We start from the raw sequence: 21,301 nt of genomic DNA on the forward strand, positions 1-21,301 counted from the left end.
GCAGGCAGCAGGGCAGGATGGCGCCATGAGCGACGACGCCCAGGGGCTGCGCGGGCCCGACCACATCGGCGCACTCTCCGACACCTATCCGGACCCACGGGTCCGCGCGGTCGATCCCGCTTTCCGTGCGATGGTGCCGCGCCTGACCTCGGTCGAGCGGATCGCGACGGGCCTGCGGTGGGCCGAGGGTCCGGTCTGGTTCGGTGACCACCGGTCGCTGATCTGGAGCGACGTCGCCGGCGACCGGATGTACCGGTGGGACGAGCGCACCGGCGCCGTCTCGGTGTTCCGTCAGCCGTCCGGCAACGCGAACGGCAACGTGCGCGACGCCCGGGGGCGGCTCGTCACGTGCGAGCACGGCGGCCGCCGGGTGGTCCGGACCGAGTACGACGGGACCCTCACCGTGCTCGCCGACTCGTGGGACGGCAAGCGCCTGAACAGCCCGAACGACGTCGCGGTCGCGCCGGACGGGGCGCTGTGGTTCACCGACCCGGTGTTCGGGATCGCCGGTGACTACGAGGGGCACCGCGCCGAGCCCGAGCTGAGCACGAACGTGTACCGGGTCGACCCCGTCTCAGGCGAGCTGACCGTGGTGTCCGACGAGTTCCGCAACCCGAACGGTCTGGCGTTCTCGCCGGACGGCCGGACGTTCTACCTCGTGGAGTCCTCGCGCGAGCCGCGTCCGGCGATCCACGCGATGGCCGTGGGCGAGGACCTGCGGTCGGTCGGCGAGGCGAGGGTCGTGATCGAGGGCGTCGACGGTGAGCCGGACGGTTTCGCGGTCGACGAGTCGGGGAACCTGTGGTGCGGGTGGATCGGCACCGAGCGGTCCGCCCACGGTGTCCGCGTGCACGCGGCCGACGGGGCGCTGCTCGGGGTCGTGGACCTGCCGGAGCCGTGCGCGAACGTCGTGTTCGGCGGCCGCGCCGCGAGCCGGCTGTTCATGACCGCGGGGATGTCGGTGTACTCGCTGGCGACGAACGTGCGGGGTGCCCGGGTCGGGTTCTGAGCCGCGGCGGAAGGCCGTGACCGGTGGGTCGCGGCGCCGGGACGGCCGACGGGCGGCCGCGGGAAGGCGGCCGGTGACCGGTCAGCGCCCGTACGCGCGGGCCGGGATCTGGGTCGCGAGCTTGCCGCCCGACACGTCGACCAAGGTGCCCGTGACGTAGGCCGAGGCGTCGCTCGCGAGGAAGATCAGCACGTTCGCGACGTCGTCCGGCGTCTCCCAGCGCCGCAGCGACAGGGTGTCGAGCAGGCGGTCCTGCGCCGCGGGCTCCATCTCGGCGAACCCGTTCATGGCGGTCGGCACCATGCCAGGGGCGTAGGCGTTGACGGTGATGCCCCACGGCCCGAGCTCGGACGCGAGTACCCGGGTGAGCTGCACCACGGCAGCCTTCGACGCCGCGTAGGCGGCGCTGCCGACGCTCGGCACGATGGCGGCGAACGACGCGGCGTTGAGGATCCGTCCGCGGCCGGCGTGCTGCATGACGGGTGCGACGGCCCGGCTCATCAGGAAGGTGCCGCCGACGTTCACGTCGAACGCCGCGCGCCACCGGTCCCAGGTCAGGTCGGTGACCAGACCTTCGACGTTGATGCCGGCGTTGTTGACGAGCACGTCGACGGTCCCGAACCGGCCGACGACGGCGTCGACGGCGGCCTGCACCGAGTCCGGGTCGGTGACGTCGCAGACGAACCGGGTGAGGCGCTCGGCAGCCGCGTCCGGCTCGGCCGGGAAGGCGAGGTCGAGCGCCGCGACCCACGCGCCCTCGGCCGCGAACCGCTCGGCGATCGTCGCGCCGATGCCGCGGCCGGCTCCCGTGACGACGACGACGCGGTCCCTCAGGTCGAGCTCCATCGCTCCGCCTCCTATTAGGCATACTATTAGTGATTGAGCATACTATTGCTCCTCGGCGGAGAAGGGAATCGCGATGACGCGACGCGTGCTGTGGATCACCGGCGGAGGCTCAGGCATGGGTCAGGCGGTGGCCCGCACCGCCGCGGCTGCCGGCTGGGCGGTCGCGATCAGCGGCCGGCGCCGCGAGCCCCTCGAACAGACCGTCGCCGAGATCGAGGCGTCGGGCGGACACGCGATCGCCGTCCCGCTCGACGCGAGGGACCGGGCCGCGACCGTCGCGGCCGAGCGCGCCGTGGTCGCCGAGCTCGGGAGGCTGGACGCCGTGGTGCTCGCCGCGGGGCGGAACTCGCCGCGCCGCCGCTGGGCGGACCAGGACCTCGCCGAGCTCGAGGACGTCGTCGCGACGAACCTCACGGCGGCCGCGAGCGCGATCGACGCGGCCCTGCCGGACCTGCGCGCGTCGGGCGGCGTGGTCGTGGTGATCTCGTCGTACGCCGGCTGGACGTTCCAGCCCGGTGCCGGCGTCGCCTACTCGGCGAGCAAGACCGCGCTGTCGTCGCTGACCCGCACCCTGAACCTCCAGGAGGCCGAGCACGGCGTGCGCGCGTGCCACCTGTGCCCGGGCGACGTGGCGACCGACTTCCTCGAGCAGCGCCCCGTGGTCCCCGACGCGGCTGCGCGCGCCGTCATGCTCACGCCGGACGACATCGCGCGCACGGTGCAGTTCGTGCTCGACTCGCCGCCGTACGTCCGCGTCGACGAGCTCGTGATCTCCCCGGTGTCGCAGCGGTGACGACGTTCGACCGCGTCCTCGGCGAGATCGGCCGCGGCATCGTCGGTGGCGAGCCGGCGCCGGGGGAGACCACCACCGTCGAGGAGCTCGTCGAACGCACCGGCGCGTCCCGGAGCATCGTCCGCGAGGCGACCCGCGTGCTGGCCAGCCTCGGCATGCTCACCGCGAGCCGCCGGGTCGGTCTACGGATCACGCCGCCGCAGCGGTGGGACGCGCTCGACCCGCTCGTGGTGCAGTGGCGCCTCGACGGACCGGACCGTGGCGCGCAGGTCGAGGAGCTCGGGGCTCTGCGCCTCGCCGTCGAGCCGGAGGCGGCAGCGGCTGCGGCGCGCGGCGTCGCGGCTGGGCGCATCGCCGCCGAGGATCTCGAACCGCTGCTCGGGGCTGCGCAGGACCTCGCGGCCGCCGCCGCTGGCGACCCGGCCCCCTTCCTCGAGGCGGACCGCGACCTGCACGCCGAGATGCTGCGGCTGTCCGGCAACGCGATGTTCGCCCGGCTGCAGGCCGTGGTGGACGTCGCGCTGCGCGAACGCGCCCTCGTCGAGCGGGCCGAGCTGCCGCCCGACGCGCACGACGTCGACCTGCACGTCCGGGCCGCGCAGGCGATCGCCGCGGGGGACCCGGCCGGCGCTGCGGCGGCCATGCGCGAGGTGGTCGAGCGGACCAGCGCGGGTCCCTGACGCGGGGCTTCCGGGGTCCCGCTACCCGGCCCGTGCGGACGACGTCACGACCATCGCGATCCCGTCGGACCAGGGCGCGGTGACCCAGGAGATCAGGGCGGGGCGGGCCACGGCGCGCAGGGTCACGGTGACGGTGCGGCCGTCGGTGGTCGCGGCCACCAGGGCGAGGTCGTCGAGGTCGGCGGGTGCGGCCTCGGTGAGGTAGGCGGTGACCTGCTCGGTCACCTCGTCCTCGCCGAGCACCACGAGGTCGTCGCCTGCGTCGCGGGAGAAGTAGGCGTCCTCGTCGAGCGCGTCGGCGGCGCTCAACGCTGCGAGGTCGGCCAGGGCGAGCAGGCGTTTGCGTTCCAGGTGGATGCTCGTCGCCGAGACCACGGCGGTGATCAGCAGCAGGGCGAGGACACCGTAGGCGAGCGCGAGCGGCAGGATCTGGCCGCTGTCGTCCTCGCGCAGCCGCGCGACGAGCCGACTCACGGGGCGTCCACGAGCTCGCCCACACGCCCCTGCGCGGTCGCCGCGACCGGGACCTCGAGCGGGACCTTGTCCTGCACGAAGGCCGGGACGAGCGGCAGCGGGACGTGCACCGAGACGTACGCGATCACGCTCGCGTCGGGGGTGTCGCACGTGGGGACGCAGGTGATCTGCAGCGGGTCGTCGGCGACGAGCTTCTGGTCGCCCAGCGCGATCTGGACGGCGGCCACGGCAGCGCTCTCCGGGTCGAACCCGCTGGTGGGTGCGGCGACCACGGCGCGCACGGCCTCCCGGGCGGCGCCGTCCACCGCGAACGACGCGGCCTGCAGGCGCCCGACCACGAGCACCAGGTAGACGGCGGGGACCAGCAGGAGGAGAGCCACGCCGAGGAACTCCACGATGGCGTTGCCGGCGTCGTCGCCGGCGCGCGTGCGGTGGGTCCTCAGCGCGCGGGTCATGGCAGCTCCGCGAGCGCGTGACCCGAGACGGTGAGGGTGGACGGGCCGAGCAGCCCCAGCACCGGCAGAGGGGCGGTGATGTCGACCTCGACGACGGCCAGGCCGTCCAGCTCGGCGCGGCGGGCGGAGACGTCGTGGGCGTAGGCGGCGTTGAGCGACATGGTGGCCAGCTCCGCCGCCCGCGCGGCCCCTTGCTCCGGGGAGCGGTCGGCCAGTGCGCCGTACCGGGCGCCCTCCGCGGCGCAGTCGACGAGCGTCGCGCGCACGTGCAGCGCGAGAGCGAGCTGGAGCACCGCCGCGAACAGGAGCGTGGTCAGCGCTCCGACGAGCACCATGTCGACGACCGCGGAGCCGCGTTCGCCGTCGAACCGGGACGCCACGCCCCGTGGAAGGGCGTTGCGCCCATCAACCGCCGAAGGCTCCGACACGTGTGATCGCCTGCTCGAACAGGTGGGTCAGTGCCGGACCGGCCACTGCCCACAAGGCGAGGACCAGCCCCGCGGTCATCAACGTGACGAGCACCCAGCCGGGCACGTCGCCCCGGTCGGTACTGGGGTCGAACTCCACGGAGAACTCCTTCACAGGTCGAGCCTCAGTGCACTGAGACCGGGGAACACGGCGAAGACCACGGTGACCGGCAGGATGAGGAACACGACCGGCACCATCATCGCGACCTCCTTGCGCCCGCCGAGCTCCATCAGCTCTCGGCGGGAGGTTTCACGGGCGTCGGTCGCCTGGGCGCGCAGCACGTCCGCCAGCGGCGTCCCGCGCTCGACCGCGACCACGATCGCCTCGGCGAACCTGGACAGCGCGGGGACCGCCGTCCGGTCGGCCATCTGCTCGAGCGCGACCACGAGCGGCGTGCCCGACCGGGCCTCGGCGACCACGCGCCGCAGCTCGCCGGTGAGCGCGCCGTCACTGACCTGGGCGACACGTTCGATCGCGCCGAGGGCCCCCTCGCCGGCGCCCACCGCGAGCGCGAGCAGCTCGGCGATCGTCGGCAGCTCGAGCAGGATCCGCTCCGAGCGGCGTCGCACCTGACGGGACAGTGCGACGTCGCGCAGCACGACCCCGCTCAGGCCGGCGACCAGCACGAGCAGTGCGCCGGCCACCGGTGCGACACCACGCCCGGCGGCCAGCGCCAACGTGAACGCGAGGCCGGCGCCGAGCCCCACGACTCCGGCCACCACCTGCTGGATGCGGAACTCCTCGACGCTCTGGCTGCGCCCGGCCCGGGCCAGCCGGTCCGCGACGTCGGGCGACCCGAGCCGCTCGACCAGGCGCACCGCGTCGGCCATCACGGGTGCGAGCAGGCGCTCGAGCGTGCCCAGCGGGGTCCGCGGCGCGGGCTGGTCCAGCAGGGCCGAGGTGCGCTGCGGCACGCGCAGGTACGGCGCGAGCCGCGCGTCGAGGGTCGGCCGTCGCGCGTCCACCCATGCGAGCACGAGCAACCCGCCGAGCCCGAGCACGAGCCCCGCGAGCGCCCCCTGCAGCACCGGCGTCATCGCAGCACCCGCGCATCCTCGGGGAGCCGGCCGAGTCGCAGCATGAGCTGGTAGGCGACCACCGAGCTCAACGCGCCGCCGCCCAGCACGAGCGCGCCGATCGGGCTGTCGTAGGCGGCCGTCGCCTCGGGTCGGGTGGCGAGCATCGCGAGGACCACCCACGGCGCCGCGACGGCCACCCTCGCGCCGGCGACCGTCCAGCTCTGCCGCGCCTCGAGCTCGCCGCGGGTGCGCTCGTCCGCGCGCAGGAACGCGCTGAGCGTGCGCAGCTGACGACCCAGGTCCGTGCCACCCACGTCCCGGGTCAGCCGGAGCGACTCGACGATCCGGTCCGCGACCGGGTCGGCCAGGCGGGCCTTGAGCGCGTCCAGGCACTCGGCGAACCGGCCGGTCACGCGGTAGTCCGCGGCGAACGCCGCGAAGGGTTCGCGCAGCTGTTCCGGACCGCGCTCGCCGACCTGTGCGAGCGCCTCAGGAAGGGACAGCCCGGCACGGATCCCGGAGACCAGGTGGTCCACGACGTCCGGCCACAGCGCGCGCAGCGCCGCGCGGCGCCGCCGGGCCCGTGCGCGGACGAGCGCCAGCGGCGCGTACCCCGCCATCGCCGCGAACGGTGCCGCGATCGGCGGGGACCCGGTCAGGGCTGCGGCGAGCACGAACACCACGCCGCCGGTCGCCGCGCACGCGCCGACCAGGGCCAGCGGCGTCACCTGCGGCGCGCCCGCCTGCACCAGCAGGTCGCCGAGGTGCTGCTGCCAGCGGGCCGGGCGGCGGTCGGTCGTGGGCTCGGAGGTCGCCGCCCACATCACCAGGCACAGTCCCGCACCGAGCAGCAGACCCGCGACGACCCCCATCGCTCAGGCGCCCTCGGCCAGCAGGCTGGTCACGTCCACGCCGATCCGGGCGAACCGCTCGGCGTGCGGCGGGAACCCGGTGCCGCGCTCGAGGCGCTCACCGCGCCGGTGGAAGAGGTCCGCCGTCTCGACCACGCCGTTCTCGACCCGGCCCGGGACGGCGACGATCTCGGCGGTGCGGCGCCGGCCCTGGTGGTCGACCTCGAGGTGGACCACCAGGTCGACCGCGGTCGCGACCGTGGGCACGACGAACGCCGCCGTGACGTTCTCACCGGCGAGCAGCGGCAGCGTGCAGATCTTGGTGAGCGCCTCGCGGGCGCTGTTCGCGTGCACGGTGCACATGCCCGGCACGCCCGAGTTCAGGGCGATGAGCATGTCGAGGCTCTCCGCCTCACGGACCTCGCCGATGATGATCCGGCTCGGTCGCATCCGCAGCGCCTCCTTGACCAGGCGGCGCAGCGTGATCTCGCCGGTGCCCTCCAGGCTGGGTTGCCGGGTCTGCAGCGCGACGGTGTCGCGGTGGTCGATGCGAAGCTCGAAGACCTCCTCGCAGCAGATCACGCGCTCGCGCGGCGGGATCGAGCCGGCCAGCGCGTTGAGCATGGTCGTCTTGCCGGCCTGGGTCGGCCCGGAGACGAGCACGTTGAGCCCGGCGGCGACCGCGGCGGCGAGGAACCGTGCGGCCTGGGGTGTGAGCGAGCCGAGGGCGACCAGGTCGTCGAGATGGGTGGCTCGCACGAGGTACTTGCGGATGTTGACGGCCCAGTGCGAGCGCGTCACGTCCGGGATCGCGACGTGCAGGCGCTCGCCGCCGGGCAGTGCGGCGTCGACGAACGGGCTGGACAGGTCCAGGCGCCGGCCGGACACCTTGAGCATCTGCTCGACGAGGTCGCGGACCTGCTGGTCGGCGAGGATCGTCGTGGTGAGCTCGGGCTCACCGCCGCGAGCGACGAACACCTGGTCCGGGGCGTTGATCCAGATCTCTTCGACGGTGGGGTCGTCGAGGTAGCCCTGCAGCGGGCCGAGGCCGCCGACGGCGTCCTCCAGCGCCCGGGTGGTCCAGGCGCGGTCGGCGAGCGGGGGGACGTGGCCGCGCAGCGCGCGGTCGTCGTAGTCGTCGAGAGCCTCGCTGACCAGGGCGCGCAGGCGCGGGCGATCGCGCACCGGGTCGATGCCCCGGCGCCGGACGAGCTCGCGGACCTCCAGCTCGAGCTGGTCCACAGCCTCCACGCATGCCCCCTTGCGGCCGCTCCGCGGCCGTGCCCCCTGTGCTGATCCTTCAGCGGTTCGTGATCATAGGGCTTCAAGCGGGTCAAAACGGGTGACTTGTGGACAAAATGTCCAGCCAAAGTCGGTCCGACGCCGGTGTAAGTGCCACCGCGGTCGGCGGCAGGATCGGCGCGGACCGGCAACCGCCGCGTCAGCCCTTGGCCTGGGCGCTCGCCGGGCGACGGAGGATCGGGGTCCAGGTGAGCGCCAGCACCGGCGCCCCCGAGGTGGGCGCATAGCTGCTGAAGAACTTCCCGCCCTTGCCGATCGGCAGCAGCGCCGAGGCATGGCGCAGCAGCCGGACGTGCGGCGTGTAGACGTGCACCGAGCAGCCGGCCCACGGGTCGGGCGCCTCGGCGTAGAGCCGGACCACCGCGCGCGGGCCGTCGCCCACCACGTCGAGCTGGGCGTGCAGCACGCCGTCCGTGTCGGCCACGAGGTGGGTCACGGGCTCGACCTCGCGGGGCGGGCCGAGGATCCAGGCGTCGTCGAGCGGGATGAACCGGGCCTGGACCTTCGCAGCCTCCGCCGGCGCCTTCCCGAACGACGGCCTGACCTCGACCGTCGTCCCCGCGTGAGCCGGGATGCAGATCGCGGAGAACGGCGCGGGCGAGCCGTAGCGCTGGTCGCGGTGCGCGCTGGTCGCAGCGACCGGCTTCCCGTCCACCCAGACCATGACCTCGCCGGCGACCCGCTCGGCCAGCGCCACGCCGACCGCCAGGAACCCGTCCAGGGTCACCTCGGCCGGCTCGCCGACGGGGAGCTGCGTCCAGTCGCCGAAGCCGAACTGGGTGCGCGCGAAGCCCAGGCGCGACCGGGCCGACCCACCCTTCTGGGCGACGTCGGCGGTCCAGACGCCGAAGTCCATGCCCTTCGCGATCGGCAGGCAGACGCTGTTCACGTCGTACCAGACGTCCCCGCCGTGGTGGGAGTACACCCCGGCTCCGGCGGAGGCCTCGTCCGCGGAGTCCGCGTCCCGTTCCTGGCTCCCGGAGGCGACCAGCACCAGACCCTGCTGAGGCATCGCGTCGCAGTCCCGCAGGCCGAGCAGGAAGCCCGCCGTGGTGGAGCGGGACGCCGTGTCCGGCTGGAGCGTGAGCGGTTCACCGATCGCCGGGAGCTCGGGGTACGCGGGCGCCGACCACCGAGCGAGCACGGCGCTGCGCCGCTCGTCGTCGAGCAGGTCGATCGTGGAGATCAGCCGGGCGTTGCCGATCACGGCCCACAGCCGCGGGTCGCGCACGGTGGGTGCCCAGTCGGCCGGGTTGCTGACCAGGGTCGTGTCCCCGCCGAGCCCGTCGAACGTGGTCTGCTCGGCGAGCTCGAGCGCCGAGCCGGACCGCGACGTCGACGAGCCCGTCGCGTAGCCGGCCGAGGCGCTCGCGCCCAGGTACTTGACCTCGACGGCGGCCTTGATCTCCTGCTCCACCTGGCGCTCGGAGGTCGTGGTGTCCTCGGTGCGCACGTGCTCGAAGTGCAGCTGGCCGCCGAGGGTCACCTCCATCGGGACCGCGTGGCCGTACTCGGCCAGCACCTGCTCCAGCCCGGCTCCCGTGTCCAGGTCGGTGGCGAGGGCGTGGTCGATGGCCTGGACGAACGCGTCGGAGACCCGCGTGCAGTCGTCCAGGAAGAGCGTCGCGCGTGGGTACTTCCACATCCCGACCTCGTGCAGCTCGCGATGTGCCGACGTGCTCGCGGTGCGCTCCTTGCGGCTGCGCTCGAACGAGGCGCTGCAGAACGCGTACCCCGCCGTGGCGGTCTCCTTGTCGAAGCCGGCTCGGACGTAGGACGCGGTGTCCTCGGTGTAGGTGACCGCGCTCTCCACCCGGGCCTGGAACATCTCCGACCTGGCGAAGTCGATCCGCTCCGGGACCACCCACTCGAGCACCGACCGCCGGGCGCGCACCGGCGCGGGGCCGTCCATCCGGAAGCCGTAGAGCAGCGCGGCGTTGCGGGCGATCACCACCCAGTCGGAGTTCTGCAGGGCCATCGGGGACTGGATCGCGTCCGAGCTGCGGCTCACGCTCAGCGCGGTGGGCACGGTGAACGTGACCCCGTCGGCCGAGGTGACCTGCGGCTTCGACAGGTCCAGGGCGGTGCCGGGCGGCAGGTCCGGCGGCACCATCGGCTCCGCGCGCCGGGCGAGGTCGGCCTTGAGACGGTTCGCGGTGCCCTTCTCGGTCACCAGGTGGTCGATCGCGGCCTCGTCGACGTCGGCGACGTCGAGGTAGCCCTGCTCGAAGAACGCCTCGGCGAAGGCGCTCGCGAAGCGGTCGGTGAGCCACGAGGTGACCGGGGTGGCGTCCACGGCCGGCGGTCGGGGTGTGGCGGGCGGTAGCGGTGTGGCGGGCTGAGGAGCGGTGGTCGACGTGGTGGCGCCGGCCGGGGCGCTCCCGGAAGGCGCGGCGCCGGCCGGGACGCTCGCTCGGCTGGGCTCTGCCGCGGTCGGTGTGGTGCCGGTCGGCTCGGCGGTCGAGCCCTTCGCGGTCGCAGCGTTCGCTGTCTTGGTGCTCATCACGGTCTCCCGACCCCGGGTCTCGGTTGCTGGGGTCGGGTCCGCCGACGGGTGGTGCCGGCGCGAGTCGCACGAGGGCTGGCCGCCCCCGAGAGCGGTGCGCGACCTCGCCTCCATGGTGCTCCGGCGGCCCGGGGGCGCGAGGGTCCTAGGGCCCGAGCCGGTGGCCGAGCCCGGCGACGCAGCCCGCCATCATCCGGTCGTGGTTCCAGCGCATCACAGGCGCGGCCACCCGGCTCGCCGCGCCGAGCCACCCCGAGGCCGTGACCTCCTGGTGGTAGTCCAGCCGCGACCCCGCGGGGACAGGTGTCAGGCGCCAGCGGGCTTCGCCCACGAGGTCCCCGTCCAGGCCCACGACCAGCTCCGGCAGGTCGCGACACACCGCGTGCAGCACCAGGTCGAGGTGGTGCGGCAAGGCCGAGCGGGCGATCACCCGGGCGTCGTCCGGCCCGAGCGACGCGACCGCCCGGATCTGCGGCCACCACACGACCCAGTGCTCGACGTCGAGGATCTCCGCGCACACCGCGGCCGGGTCGGCCGGCAGGTGCCACGTGGCCGCGAAGGTCAGCCGCGTCCTCATCGGGCCATCGTCGGCGTGGTCCCGCGCCGACGCACCTCGACGCGGCTCAGCCCTGCGGTGGGTCGTCCTCGGAGCCGTCGGCAGAGGTGTCCGGGCTCGGCGCCGCGTCCGCCGGCGCCATCGGGGCGGCGACGGGAGGTGCGGGTGGCGTCGACACGGGCGCCGTGGCGGGGGCCGTCGCCCACCCGAACGGCACCTGACCACGGGCCGCCTGTGCGGCCGCGCGCCGGTCCGCGGACTTCTGCCGGGCGCGCCGCACGAACGGCCACGCCACCAGGCCGACCACGGTCGCGACCACGAGCCACGGCAGCAGCACGCCGAGCACCGTGAGCAGCCACGCGCCGAACGCCATGAGCGCCTTCCACCCGGACTCCAGCCCGGTGAGGAACCCGCTCGGCGGCTCGTCCGGCACGGCCTCGTCGGTGTAGAGGTTCACGGTCACGGTCGACATCGCGACCTGGTCGGCCAGCGACGCGCGCTCCGACTCGAGCTGCTCGAGCTGGGACTGCCGGTCGGTGAGCACCTGCTCGGCCTGCACGATGTCGGACAGGTCGCCGGACCGCTGCAGCAGGTCCTCCAACCGTGCGATCGACAGCTCCATCGCCTTGATCCGTGCATCCAGGTCCCGCACCTGGCTGGTCACCTCGACGCTGTCCAGCTGCGCCTCCTGGACCTCGCCGAGGTCCTCGAGCTCGTCCAGCACGTCCTGCAGACGCTCGGCCGGGACGCGCGCGGTGAGCGAGGCGTACGCGCGGCGGTCCGAACCGGCGGACTGCTGGCTGCGCGCCGAGATGAAGCCGCCCTTGCTCTCCACCAGCGTGACGACCCGGGTGGCCTTCTCGATCGGGTCGTCCACCACCACGGTGACCCAGCCGGTGACGATCACCATGCGGTCGGCGTCCGCGGTCGACGCGGTCCCGTCCGACGCCGCGGCCCGCTCCTCGTCGACGGCGGCGCTGTCCTCGTACGCCATGTCGCCACCGGAGGCGGGCGCCATCGCCTCGCTGCCGGCGGAGTCGTTCGAGCTGCCGGCCGAGCAGCCGGCGACCAGCATCGCCGAGGTGGCCAGAGCGGCGGCCAGGGCCACGGCCCGGCGTGCACGTCGGGGAGCGCGACGGGAGGCAGGGAGTCGTTCGCTTCGCATGTGATCACGCTAGAGAGCCGACGGGACGCTTCGCCGGGACTCGCGGGAATCGTGATCAACTCGTCCGAGAACCGTGTCCCGACAGCAACGGCGCACCGCGCAAGATCGGCCGAGCGTCCGACAGGGCAGGCGGTCGGGGTGCGCCGTGCGGACGGCCCGGGCCCGTGGTCGGGGTGCGCCGTGCGGACGGCCTGGGCCCGTGTGACCATGCCGACATGTCGCTCGACGTCCGCGGTGCCGCCGCCGGTGCCGTGCTGCGCAAGGTGGCCGGGCCCGACCCGCACACCGCGCGCGCCGCGATCCACCAGGCGCCGGGTCCGCGCTGGTTCCCCGGTGACAGCGCGATCGCCCGGGTGCACGGCGACGCGTCGATGTTCGTCGGTGGCATCCGCGCACTGCTGCTCCAGTCGTTGCACCCGCGCGCGATGGCCGCGGTCGCCCAGCACTCGGGGTACCGCGGCGACCCGTGGGGACGGCTCCAGCGCACCGCGACGTTCCTCGCGCAGACCACGTTCGGCCCGGTCGACCAGGCCGAGCTCGCCGTCGCCGTCGTCCGGGCCGTGCACGACCGGATCTCCGGCCTCACCCCGGACGGCGAGCCGTACGCCGCGTCCGACCCGCACCTGCTCGCCTGGGTGCACCTGGCCGAGGTCGACTCCTTCCTGCTCGCGCACCAGCGCTACGGCCGCCGGCCGCTCGACGCGGCCGGGTGCGACGCCTACGTCGCCCAGACCGCCGAGGTCGGCGAACGGCTCGGCTCCCGCGACCTGCCGCGCACGCTCGACGGCCTGCACGCCGGGCTCGGCGCCTACCGTCCCGAGCTTCGTGGCACCCGCGAGGCGCGCGAGGCGGCCCAGTTCCTGCACCACGAGACGCCGCTGCCCGCCGCGGCGCGGCCGTTCTTCGGTGCGCTGTGGAACGCCGCGGTCGCGCTCATGCCGGCGTGGTCCCGCGGCGAGCTCGGGCTCACGCGGGTCCCCGCGCCTGCGGGACCCGTGGTGCGGGCCGGCGGGCAGGTGATGACCCGCGCGATCCGCTGGGCGCTGGACTCCGCCGACCCGGGCCGACCGCCGGCCTAGCGGACGGTCGCCCGGGACGCCTCGCCCGAGCGGCGAGGGCCGCCGCCGGCGGTCGGCTCGCCTCCGGCTCTCGTCACCAGTCGACGTCGGGCGTGCGGGTCCAGGCCAGGCCGTCGGCGGTCCAGCGTCGGGCGATGTCGGCGAGCCGCTCGCGTGCGTCGGCCCAGTCCCGCGAGTCGCGCGGCGACCACGCGACCTCGGCGACCGCGGCGAGCCGCGGCAGGGCGAGCGCCCACAGGTCGTCCGGGCAGGTCACGGTCTCGGTCCACAGGCACGCCTCGACGCCCTCGATCGCACCCGGGTCGAGCCCGGGGAGCACGTCCTCCGGGTCCCACTCGTACGCCTGGCGCAGCGGCACGTGCCCCGCCCACTCCAGGCCGAGCGGGAAGTCTGCGTCGTACTTGAGGTCGAGGTACGTGTGCGGGGCGGGTGACATCAGCACGCGCGCGCCGTCCCGCGCCGCCGTGAGCACGGCGTCGGTGCCGGACCGCAGGTCCCACACCTGCACGACGTCCACGGCGCCCGTGGTCGCGGCCTCCTGCCACCCGATCGGCGCGCGCTCTGCGGAGCGGATCGCATCCGCCGCGACGCGCACGAGCTGCGCGTACTCCGCGTGCGCCATGGTCGGGCACTCGTCGCCGCCGAGGTGCACCCACGGACCGCCCGTCAGGGTCGCGACCTCGGTGAGCACGTCCCGCAGGAACGGCTCGGTGGCCGGCAGGTCGGCGTGCAGGCCGCTGAAGCCCACCTCGATGCCGGTGTAGGCGTCGGTGGGCATGCCGTCGGGGTTGAGCTCTCCGACCGCGTGCAGCATCGCGTTGACGTGGCCCGGAACGTCGATCTCGGGCACCACGACGATGCCGAGGTCCGCCGCAGTCTCGACGATGGTCCGCAGCTCGGCGGCCGAGTAGCAGCCGCCGGGCCCGCCGCCCACCTCGGTGCCGGACGATCGCTCGGCGAGCTCGGGGTGCGACTCGAGCGCGACCCGCCAGCCCTGGTCGTCGGACAGGTGCAGGTGCAGGCGGTTGAGCCGCAGGTCGGCCATCACCTCGAGCACGGCGAGCACCGTCGGCACGTCCTGGAAGTGCCGGGCGACGTCGAGCATGAACCCGCGCCACGGGTAGCGAGGCGCGTCCTCGACCCTGACGCCGGGCAGGGTGATCGCGGCACCGTGGGTCGCGGACGCCTCGGCGAGCTGCAGCAGCGCGGTGGTCGCGTGCCGGAGCCCGGTGGTGCCGCTCGCGGTCGCCAGCACGCCGGCGTCGTCGACGGTGAGCGTGTACGCCTCGTCGTCGCCGTCGGCCGTGGCGTCGAGCACCAGGCGCACGTGCGTCGGCCCGCCCGGCGCCGCAGCCGGGCCGGCCGTGTCGGTGCGCACCGGCACCGGCGTACCGAGCGCCGCTCCGAGCCGCCGGGCGAGTCGGGCAGTGACGGGCTCGAGGCCCGCCGGCGCGATCACCGTGGTGCCCGGCCCGAGCACCGCGGAACCCGGCAGGCGCACCGCCGAGCGGGGGATCGGGAGCAGGGGGAGCGTGGTCATCGGACGGCCTCCGGGTCGCCCGCGACCCACACCCCGGCCCGCAGCACGGCGACCGGGCGCAGGTCGGCGTCGGTGACGACCACGTCGGCCCGTGACCCCGGTGCGAGGCGGCCCACGTCGTCGCGCCCGAGCACTCCGGCCGGCACCACCGAACCCATCCGCACCGCGGTGACCAGGCCCACCCCGGCCGCCACGGAGGCACGGACCTCGTCGAGCAGGTGGGCGGTCCCGCCGGCGATCGCGCCGTCGCTCGCCAGCCGGGCCACGCCGTCCTGCACGACCACGTCGGCGGTGCCGAGCCGGTACGCGCCGTCGGCCATGCCCGCGGCCGCCATCGCGTCCGTGACCAGGACGACCGCGTCGGCACGCGCGGCGACGTCGACCACGGCGCGCACCGTCTCCGGGTCGAGGTGCACCCCGTCGCCGACGAGCTCGACCACGGCCTCGCCGCGCGCCGCGGCGGCGAGCAGCGCGGCGACCGGTCCCGGGTCGCGGTGGTGCAGCGGGCGCATGCCGTTGAACAGGTGGGTCGCGGTCGGCCGCAGCGATCGCGCGCCGTGCCGGGCCAGCGCCTCGCGCGCCTCGACCACGGCGGCGCGGACCTGCTCGGCGCTCGCGTCGGTGTGGCCGAACGAGGGCAGCGCGCCGTGCCGGGCCAGCGCCTCGACCACGCCGTCCCGGCCGAGCACGCCGGGCACCTCGGGTGCCACGGTCATCGAGACCAGTCCGCCGTCCAGCAGCGCGGCGACCTCGTCCACCAGGGCCGGGTCGCCGTCGGTCATCAACGCGGGGTCCTGCGCGCCGCGGCGGGCGGGGGACAGGAACGGGCCCTCGAGGTGCAGGCCCGCGAGCTCGCCCGAGCGCACGAGCGGCGCGAGCGTGGCGGTGCGCTCCAACAGGGTCGAACGCGCTGCGGTGACCAGGGAGGCGACCAGCGTCGTCGTGCCGTGCGCGAGGTGCTCCCGCACGGCCGTGCGGGCCTCGCCGGCGGACGTCACGTCGGGGAATCCGGCACCGCCGCCGCCGTGGCAGTGCACGTCGACCAGGCCGGGCAGCAGCGTGCGGCCGCTGGGCGGGGGAGGGGGTACGGGGCTCGTCGCAGCGGGCCCGACGTGGGTAAGTACACCCCCCTGCGCAACCACGACCGCGTCGTCCAGCACGGCGTCGGGCGTCACCACGCGGCCGCGGAGCACCACCGTCTCGTGCTCAGGGTGCTCGTCCTGGTGACTCATGGGCCGGTCCTTCCGTGGTCGGGACGGTGCCCGCGGGCCGAACGTAACAAACACGTGACGACACCCGCCGACGCTTGACGAGATGATTGTAAGGAGGGTTCACTAACAAATGTGACGACATCGCTCCGGCCGACCGCGAAGGTGCTGCCCGAGCATGCCCGCGCCCAGCACCGCTCGATGGTGCTGCAGCGTCTCTTCCACGGCGGACCGGCCTCCCGGGCCGACCTCGCCCGCGCCACCGGCCTGACCCGCGTCACGGTCTCCGACCTGGTCATGGCCCTCCTCGAGGAGGGTCTGGTCGCCGAGGTCGGGTCGACCCCCAAGGGTCGGGTCGGCAAGCCCGCCACCCTCGTCGCCCTGCGCACCCGCGACCACCAGGTGGTCGCCGTCGACCTCACCGACGACGCCCAGCTGCACGGCGCCGTGCTGGACCTCGGTGGCGAGGTCGTCGTTCATCGCTCCGCACCGACCCACGGCCGCACCGGCGACGCCGCGGTCGACGCCGTCGCCGACCTGTGCCGCGAGCTCGTCGCCGCGGCCACCCGCCCCGTGCTGGGCGTCGGCGTCGCCTCGCCCGGCGTCGTCGACGAGCGCGGCCGCGTGCTCCAGGCGCCCAACCGCGGCTGGACCGACCTTCCGCTCGCCGACCTGCTCACCGAGCGCCTCGGGCTGCCGGTGCACGTCGCGAACGACGCCGACACCGCCTGCCTGGGCGAGCTGACCTACGGCGGCGCCGACGGTGCCGGCGTCCTCGTGCTCACCGTCGGAGAAGGTGTCGGCGCCGGGATCGTGCTGGACGGGGCGCTCGTGCGCGGCGTGCGGCACGCCGCGGGCGAGATCGGCCACGTCACCGCGGTCGACGACCGGGACACCGCGGACGGCGCGATCGGCGCCCCGCTGCTGTGCGCGTGCGGCCGTACCGGCTGCCTCGAGACCGTGCTGTCCGTGCCGGCGCTGCGCGAGCGTGCCTCGCAGGCCGACCCCGACGCGGCGCTCGCCGCGGTGGGTCGCCGCCTGGGCATCGTGCTGGCGCCCGTGGTCAGCGCCCTGAACCTCGCCGAGGTGGTCCTGTCCGGGCCCCCGGAGCTCCTCGACGGTCCGCTGCGCCTCGCGGCACGGCAGACCCTGCGGAGGCGCACCATGCCCGTCATCAGCGACGACCTGCAGCTGCGGATGACGGCACTCGGTGAGGACGGGGCGTTGCGCGGCGCAGCCGTGCTGGTCCTGTCCGGTCAGCTCGGAGTCACGTAACGACCCCGAGCCGACCGAACCTGCGTGTCGGAGAAGCGATCCCTCGGTGCCGCCAGCACCGTTTCACCAGGAAGGAACCCGACGTGAAGATTCTACGGAGTGCAGCATTCGCCCTCGCGGGCGTCACCCTGCTCGCCGCCTGCTCGTCCACGACGCCCGAGGCGAGTGACTCGACCTCCACCGACGGCGGCTCGTCCGCGGCCGAGGGTGCCGAGATCACCATGTGGGTCGCCGGCGGCGACACTCCTCAGGCGCTGCGCGACTACCTGATCAGCACGTTCGCCGAGGAGAACCCCGGCTCGACGCTGGTCATCGAGGAGCAGGCCTGGGGCGACCTGGTGACCAAGCTCACCACCGCGCTGCCCGACGCCGAGAACACCCCGGACGTCGTCGAGATCGGCAACACGCAGTCCCCGACGTTCACCACGGTGGGTGCGTTCGCCGACATCTCCGACATGTACGAGGAGCTCGGCGGCGACAAGCTGCTGCAGTCGTTCGTCGACGTCGGCATGGTCGACGGCAAGAACTACGCCCTGCCGTACTACTTCGGCTCGCGCTACATGTTCTACCGCAAGGACATCTGGGACGCCGCCGGCCTGACCGCGCCGACCACGCTGTCGGAGTTCAGCGACGACGTGAAGCAGCTGCGCACCGACTCGATGTCCGGCTTCGCGATGGGTGGCCAGGACTGGCGCAACGGGATCTCGTGGGTCTTCGCGAACGGCGGCGAGCTCGCCACCGAGGACGGCGGCACCTGGACCTCCACGCTCTCCGACCCGAACACCATCAAGGGTCTCGAGATGTGGCAGGACATCTACCAGAACGCCTCGAACCTGCCGAGCACCGAGCGTGACGTGGCGTACTGGGACTTCCTGAACGACGCCGCCGACGGCGGTGCGCCCGAGGCCGCGACGATCATGGCGCCGGGTTGGGCCCGCTGGTCGATCGGTGACCTCACCACGAACGACGCCGGCGACGAGGTCCGCGACGGCATGGCCGACGACAGCAAGTACGACATCTTCGCCCTGCCGGGCGTCGACGGCGGTGTGGCCCCGGTCTTCGCCGGTGGCTCGAACCTCGCCATCTCGGCCGCGTCCCAGCACCAGGATCTGGCCCGCAACCTGCTCACGATCATCTACTCGCCCGAGTACCAGCAGATGCTCGGCGAGAACGGGCTCGGCCCGGCCAACTCCGACTACGTGTCCTCGCTCGGTGACGACAAGTTCGCCCAGACGATGATCGAGACCGCCGCCGCCTCCAAGCTCACCCCGGCCGCGCCGGGCTGGGCCGCCATCGAGGCCGCGTTCGTCTACGAGGACCTGTTCCAGAAGATCGCCGAGGGTGGCGACGTGACCGCGCTCGCCGCGCAGTACGACGAGACCCTCACGCCGATGCTCAACGGCCAGGGCTGACCGCCCCGGCCGAACGCCCGGTCCGCCGGAACCATCCGGCGGACCGGGCACCCCGGGCCGGCGCGGAGCCCCGATCCGCGTGACCCCCCGGCGCGCGCCGCAGCGCGCCCCGGCACGCACACCCCCGTCGTGCCCGAGCCAGCCGAGGACCCCACCTCGCATCCACCACCGGGCGTGCCGCCTGGGAGGGACCATGAGCACCATGACTGAGACGCGCGCGCCCGCGCGCACCGGGGCCGAGCCCCGGAGAGGTCGGCGACCACGGCTGCCGTACCTGCTGCTGATCCCCGCCGTGGCCGTGCTGCTGCTGGGCATGGGCTACCCGGTCTACTGGCAGGTCATCACGAGCCTCCAGCAGTACGGGCTCGCCCAGCAGTTCGGCCAGCCGCCGGAGTTCGTCGGCCTGACCAACTACTCGGCGATCCTCACCGACGGCTACTTCTGGACCGTCGCGCTGCGCTCGGTGGTCTTCTGCCTGGTCAACGCCTTCGTCACGGTCGCGATCGGGGTCGGCGTCGCGCTGCTCATGCGGGCCGTGCCGACCGTGGTCCGGATCATCCTGCAGGTCGGCCTGCTGGTGGCCTGGGCGATGCCGCTGGTCGCCGCGGTGACGGTGTGGAAGTGGCTGTTCGACTGGCGCACCGGGGTCGTCAACTGGCTGCTGACCCAGCTCGGCGCGAGCGGGTTCGACGGCCACAACTGGCTGGCCCAGCCGCTGTCCTTCTTCCTCGTCGCCACCGTGATCATCGTCTGGATGTCGGTGCCGTTCGTCGCGCTGTCGGTCTACGCCGCGCTCACCCAGGTCCCGGACGAGGTGCTCGAGGCCGCGACCATCGACGGCGCCGGCCCCACCAAGATCTTCCGCTGGATCATCGTGCCGATGATCCGGCCGGTGCTGTCGATCGTGCTGCTCCTGCAGATCATCTGGGACCTGCGGGTGTTCGCCCAGATCCGCCTGCTTCAGGACTCCGGCGCTCCGGTGCGTGAGACCAACCTGCTCGGCAACTACATCTACGAGCTCGGCATCGGCCGCCAGGACTTCGCCTCGGCGGCGGCCGTCTCGATCCTCGTGCTCGCGCTGACGATCGCGGTCTCCTGGCCGTACGTGCGCAGCCTTCTCGCGGAGGACCGGTCATGAGCATCGCCACCCCGAGCGCCGTGGGCCGGTCGGCCCCCGCGCGCCCCGCGCCCCGGCCGAGCGCCGCGCGGGCCCGACGTGTCGCGGGCCGGGTCCTCGCGTCCGTGGTCGCCCTCGTGGTCGCCGCGCTGTGGGCCTTCCCGGTCTACTGGATGGTGCTGTCGGCGTTCACGCCGACCGCCCGCCTGCGCGTCACACCGCCCTCGTTCTGGCCCGAGTCGCCGACTACGTCGAACTTCTCCGGGGCGGTGACCGGCACGAACTTCGGCAGCGCGCTGAAGATGAGCCTCGCGGTCACCGGCCTCACGGTCGTCGCCGTGCTGCTGTTCGCGTTCCTCGCCGCGCTCGCGATCTCGCGGTTCCGGTTCCGTGGCCGCACCGCGTTCGTCATCACCGTGCTCGTCGTGCAGATGCTGCCGGCCGAGGGCCTGTTCATCGCGCAGTACAAGATGCTCGCGACCGCAGGCATGCTGAACACCGTCGTCGGTGTCTCGCTGTTCTACGTCGCGGCGATCGTGCCGTTCACCGTGTGGATGCTGCGCGGCTTCGTCGCGGGTGTACCGGCGGACCTCGAGGAGGCCGCGATGATCGACGGGCTGTCCCGGTCCCAGGCCTTCTTCCGGATCACCCTGCCGCTGCTCGCGCCGGGCCTGGTCGCCGCCGGGGTGTACGCGTTCCTGCAGGCCTGGAACGAGTTCACGGTGGCGCTGGTCGCCCTGCCCGCGGAGTCCGCCCAGACGCTGCCGCTGTGGCTGCGCGGCTTCCTCGCCGCCAGCGCGAACCGCGGCGTCGACTGGGGTGAGGTGATGGCGGCCTCGACCCTGATCGCCATCCCGGTGATCGTGTTCTTCGTGCTGGTGCAGAACCGGATGACGTCCGGTCTGGTGTCCGGGGCGGTGAAGGGATGAGGGTCGGCGTGGACGTCGGCGGCACCAAGGTCCTCGGGGTGCTGCTCGACGGTGACGTGGTGCTCGCGCGTGTCCGGGCGGCCTCGCGCCCGGGAGCTCCCGGTGTGGCCGGCGGCGTGGTCGCCGCGGTCACCGAGCTGTGCAGCCAGGTGGGTGTGACACCGGCCGAGCTCGAGGCCGTCGGGATCGGCGTGCCCGGCGTGGTCGACCCCGACGCGGGCACGGTCACCCACGCGGTCAACCTCGGGATCACCGAGCCGGTGGACCTCGCACGCCTGGTCAGCGACGGGCTGGGCGGCGTGCCGGTGCGGGTCGAGAACGACCTCAACGCGGCCGCACTCGGTGCGGCCAGCCTGATCCGGGCCGAGCACGGCGACCTCGCATTCCTCGCGATCGGCACCGGCCTCGCCGCCGGGCTGCTGCTCGACGGCCGGTTGCGGCGCGGTGCGAGCGGCGCCGCGGGGGAGATCGGGCACGTGACCTACCGCGCCGACGGGTCGCGCTGCGCGTGCGGCCAGCGCGGGTGCCTCGAGGAGTACGCCTCCGGCCGTGCGCTGGAGGCGGCGTGGGCGGCCCGACCCGACGGGACCGCCCCGGTGGGCGGCGACGCCGCCACG

At 74.1% G+C, this 21,301-nt stretch carries 22 protein-coding genes; 9 read left to right on the forward strand and 13 right to left on the reverse strand.

All coding sequences use genetic code 11. The annotated features are described in order from the left end of the window. Nucleotides 1-25 precede the first annotated feature (25 nt). Nucleotides 26-1,009, forward strand: a complete 984-nt coding sequence (locus tag OEB99_RS05415; protein ID WP_263508828.1) for an SMP-30/gluconolactonase/LRE family protein — start codon at nt 26-28, stop codon at nt 1,007-1,009. A gap of 81 nt (nt 1,010-1,090) precedes the next feature. Here the strand turns inward: OEB99_RS05415 and OEB99_RS05420 are convergent, their stop codons facing one another. Continuing rightward, nucleotides 1,091-1,855 (reverse strand): SDR family NAD(P)-dependent oxidoreductase, encoded by a 765-nt coding sequence (locus OEB99_RS05420; RefSeq protein ID WP_263508830.1) that lies wholly within the window; start codon nt 1,853-1,855, stop codon nt 1,091-1,093. Between the two features lie 73 nt (nt 1,856-1,928). On the opposite strand from OEB99_RS05420, the gene OEB99_RS05425 reads away from it, so the two are divergent. Next, nucleotides 1,929-2,648 carry an SDR family oxidoreductase gene (locus OEB99_RS05425; RefSeq protein WP_263508831.1) on the forward strand — a complete coding sequence of 240 codons (720 nt, stop codon included), beginning with the start codon at nt 1,929-1,931 and terminating at the stop codon, nt 2,646-2,648. Then, entirely contained in the window at nt 2,645-3,328 is a 684-nt protein-coding gene (locus OEB99_RS05430; protein WP_263508833.1) for a FadR/GntR family transcriptional regulator, read from the forward strand. The genes OEB99_RS05425 and OEB99_RS05430 overlap by 4 nt, the downstream gene beginning before the upstream one ends. A gap of 21 nt (nt 3,329-3,349) precedes the next feature. Here OEB99_RS05430 and OEB99_RS05435 read toward each other — a convergent pair whose 3' ends face one another. From OEB99_RS05435 to OEB99_RS05480, 10 genes are all read right to left on the reverse strand, one after another. After that, the gene (locus OEB99_RS05435; protein ID WP_263508834.1) at nt 3,350-3,802 is read right to left on the reverse strand and encodes a pilus assembly protein TadG-related protein; all 453 of its coding nucleotides are present in this window, start codon (nt 3,800-3,802) and stop codon (nt 3,350-3,352) included. Then, entirely contained in the window at nt 3,799-4,257 is a 459-nt protein-coding gene (locus OEB99_RS05440) for a TadE/TadG family type IV pilus assembly protein (RefSeq protein ID WP_263508836.1), read from the reverse strand. The genes OEB99_RS05435 and OEB99_RS05440 overlap by 4 nt, the downstream gene beginning before the upstream one ends. After that, nucleotides 4,254-4,637 carry a TadE/TadG family type IV pilus assembly protein gene (locus tag OEB99_RS05445; RefSeq protein WP_263508837.1) on the reverse strand — a complete coding sequence of 128 codons (384 nt, stop codon included), beginning with the start codon at nt 4,635-4,637 and terminating at the stop codon, nt 4,254-4,256. Before OEB99_RS05445 ends, OEB99_RS05440 begins: the two co-directional genes overlap by 4 nt. Nucleotides 4,638-4,662: 25 nt before the next feature. Continuing rightward, the gene (locus OEB99_RS05450; RefSeq protein ID WP_263508838.1) at nt 4,663-4,839 is read right to left on the reverse strand and encodes a hypothetical protein; all 177 of its coding nucleotides are present in this window, start codon (nt 4,837-4,839) and stop codon (nt 4,663-4,665) included. Next, nucleotides 4,836-5,762: a type II secretion system F family protein gene (locus OEB99_RS05455; protein ID WP_263508840.1), complete on the reverse strand. Its 927-nt coding sequence runs from the start codon at nt 5,760-5,762 to the stop codon at nt 4,836-4,838. The genes OEB99_RS05450 and OEB99_RS05455 overlap by 4 nt, the downstream gene beginning before the upstream one ends. After that, nucleotides 5,759-6,616 (reverse strand): type II secretion system F family protein, encoded by an 858-nt coding sequence (locus OEB99_RS05460; RefSeq protein ID WP_263508841.1) that lies wholly within the window; start codon nt 6,614-6,616, stop codon nt 5,759-5,761. The genes OEB99_RS05455 and OEB99_RS05460 overlap by 4 nt, the downstream gene beginning before the upstream one ends. 3 nt (nt 6,617-6,619) lie before the next feature. Continuing rightward, nucleotides 6,620-7,846, reverse strand: a complete 1,227-nt coding sequence (locus OEB99_RS05465; protein ID WP_263508842.1) for a TadA family conjugal transfer-associated ATPase — start codon at nt 7,844-7,846, stop codon at nt 6,620-6,622. Between the two features lie 190 nt (nt 7,847-8,036). After that, on the reverse strand, nt 8,037-10,400 hold the full coding sequence (locus OEB99_RS05470; protein ID WP_263508843.1) for a hypothetical protein: 2,364 nt from the start codon (nt 10,398-10,400) through the stop codon (nt 8,037-8,039). Nucleotides 10,401-10,548: 148 nt separating this feature from the next. Further along, entirely contained in the window at nt 10,549-10,980 is a 432-nt protein-coding gene (locus OEB99_RS05475; protein ID WP_263508844.1) for an SRPBCC family protein, read from the reverse strand. Between the two features lie 46 nt (nt 10,981-11,026). Then, a complete protein-coding gene (locus OEB99_RS05480) occupies nt 11,027-12,124 on the reverse strand; it encodes a DUF4349 domain-containing protein (RefSeq protein ID WP_263508846.1) in 1,098 nt (365 codons plus the stop codon). A gap of 215 nt (nt 12,125-12,339) precedes the next feature. On the opposite strand from OEB99_RS05480, the gene OEB99_RS05485 reads away from it, so the two are divergent. After that, nucleotides 12,340-13,203, forward strand: a complete 864-nt coding sequence (locus tag OEB99_RS05485) for an oxygenase MpaB family protein (RefSeq protein WP_263508847.1) — start codon at nt 12,340-12,342, stop codon at nt 13,201-13,203. Between the two features lie 73 nt (nt 13,204-13,276). Here OEB99_RS05485 and OEB99_RS05490 read toward each other — a convergent pair whose 3' ends face one another. Both OEB99_RS05490 and OEB99_RS05495 read right to left on the reverse strand, forming a co-directional pair. After that, complete coding sequence (locus tag OEB99_RS05490; protein ID WP_263508849.1) at nt 13,277-14,743, reverse strand: beta-N-acetylhexosaminidase; 1,467 nt, start codon at nt 14,741-14,743, stop codon at nt 13,277-13,279. Next, nucleotides 14,740-15,975 (reverse strand): N-acetylglucosamine-6-phosphate deacetylase, encoded by a 1,236-nt coding sequence (locus tag OEB99_RS05495; RefSeq protein WP_263508850.1) that lies wholly within the window; start codon nt 15,973-15,975, stop codon nt 14,740-14,742. The genes OEB99_RS05490 and OEB99_RS05495 overlap by 4 nt, the downstream gene beginning before the upstream one ends. A 111-nt stretch (nt 15,976-16,086) precedes the next feature. Between OEB99_RS05495 and OEB99_RS05500 the strand changes: the two genes are divergently transcribed. The 5 genes from OEB99_RS05500 to OEB99_RS05520 all read left to right on the forward strand — a co-directional run. After that, nucleotides 16,087-17,226 carry an ROK family transcriptional regulator gene (locus OEB99_RS05500; protein WP_263508851.1) on the forward strand — a complete coding sequence of 380 codons (1,140 nt, stop codon included), beginning with the start codon at nt 16,087-16,089 and terminating at the stop codon, nt 17,224-17,226. 83 nt (nt 17,227-17,309) lie between these two features. Further along, nucleotides 17,310-18,638, forward strand: coding sequence for an extracellular solute-binding protein (locus tag OEB99_RS05505; RefSeq protein WP_263508852.1), 1,329 nt, complete (start codon nt 17,310-17,312; stop codon nt 18,636-18,638). A 202-nt stretch (nt 18,639-18,840) separates the two neighbouring features. Beyond that, nucleotides 18,841-19,776, forward strand: coding sequence for a carbohydrate ABC transporter permease (locus tag OEB99_RS05510; protein ID WP_263508853.1), 936 nt, complete (start codon nt 18,841-18,843; stop codon nt 19,774-19,776). After that, the gene (locus OEB99_RS05515; RefSeq protein WP_263508855.1) at nt 19,773-20,684 is read left to right on the forward strand and encodes a carbohydrate ABC transporter permease; all 912 of its coding nucleotides are present in this window, start codon (nt 19,773-19,775) and stop codon (nt 20,682-20,684) included. The genes OEB99_RS05510 and OEB99_RS05515 overlap by 4 nt, the downstream gene beginning before the upstream one ends. Continuing rightward, nucleotides 20,681-21,301, forward strand: a 621-nt coding sequence (locus OEB99_RS05520) for an ROK family protein (RefSeq protein ID WP_263508856.1), incomplete at its 3' end; no start/stop codon positions are given. The genes OEB99_RS05515 and OEB99_RS05520, both read left to right, overlap by 4 nt.

Origin of the sequence: Actinotalea endophytica, from assembly GCF_025717005.1 — a bacterium.
GTDB lineage: Bacteria > Actinomycetota > Actinomycetes > Actinomycetales > Cellulomonadaceae > Actinotalea.

Coding starts and splice junctions, on each gene's coding strand:
- OEB99_RS05480 (WP_263508846.1), bottom strand. CDS start 12,124: ATGCGAAGCGAACGACTCCCTGCCTCCCGTCGCGCTCCCCGACGTGCA.
- OEB99_RS05455 (WP_263508840.1), bottom strand. CDS start 5,762: ATGACGCCGGTGCTGCAGGGGGCGCTCGCGGGGCTCGTGCTCGGGCTC.
- OEB99_RS05515 (WP_263508855.1), top strand. CDS start 19,773: ATGAGCATCGCCACCCCGAGCGCCGTGGGCCGGTCGGCCCCCGCGCGC.
- OEB99_RS05460 (WP_263508841.1), bottom strand. CDS start 6,616: ATGGGGGTCGTCGCGGGTCTGCTGCTCGGTGCGGGACTGTGCCTGGTG.
- OEB99_RS05510 (WP_263508853.1), top strand. CDS start 18,841: ATGACTGAGACGCGCGCGCCCGCGCGCACCGGGGCCGAGCCCCGGAGA.
- OEB99_RS05425 (WP_263508831.1), top strand. CDS start 1,929: ATGACGCGACGCGTGCTGTGGATCACCGGCGGAGGCTCAGGCATGGGT.
- OEB99_RS05475 (WP_263508844.1), bottom strand. CDS start 10,980: ATGAGGACGCGGCTGACCTTCGCGGCCACGTGGCACCTGCCGGCCGAC.
- OEB99_RS05485 (WP_263508847.1), top strand. CDS start 12,340: ATGTCGCTCGACGTCCGCGGTGCCGCCGCCGGTGCCGTGCTGCGCAAG.
- OEB99_RS05495 (WP_263508850.1), bottom strand. CDS start 15,975: ATGAGTCACCAGGACGAGCACCCTGAGCACGAGACGGTGGTGCTCCGC.
- OEB99_RS05420 (WP_263508830.1), bottom strand. CDS start 1,855: ATGGAGCTCGACCTGAGGGACCGCGTCGTCGTCGTCACGGGAGCCGGC.
- OEB99_RS05490 (WP_263508849.1), bottom strand. CDS start 14,743: ATGACCACGCTCCCCCTGCTCCCGATCCCCCGCTCGGCGGTGCGCCTG.
- OEB99_RS05470 (WP_263508843.1), bottom strand. CDS start 10,400: ATGAGCACCAAGACAGCGAACGCTGCGACCGCGAAGGGCTCGACCGCC.
- OEB99_RS05440 (WP_263508836.1), bottom strand. CDS start 4,257: ATGACCCGCGCGCTGAGGACCCACCGCACGCGCGCCGGCGACGACGCC.
- OEB99_RS05415 (WP_263508828.1), top strand. CDS start 26: ATGAGCGACGACGCCCAGGGGCTGCGCGGGCCCGACCACATCGGCGCA.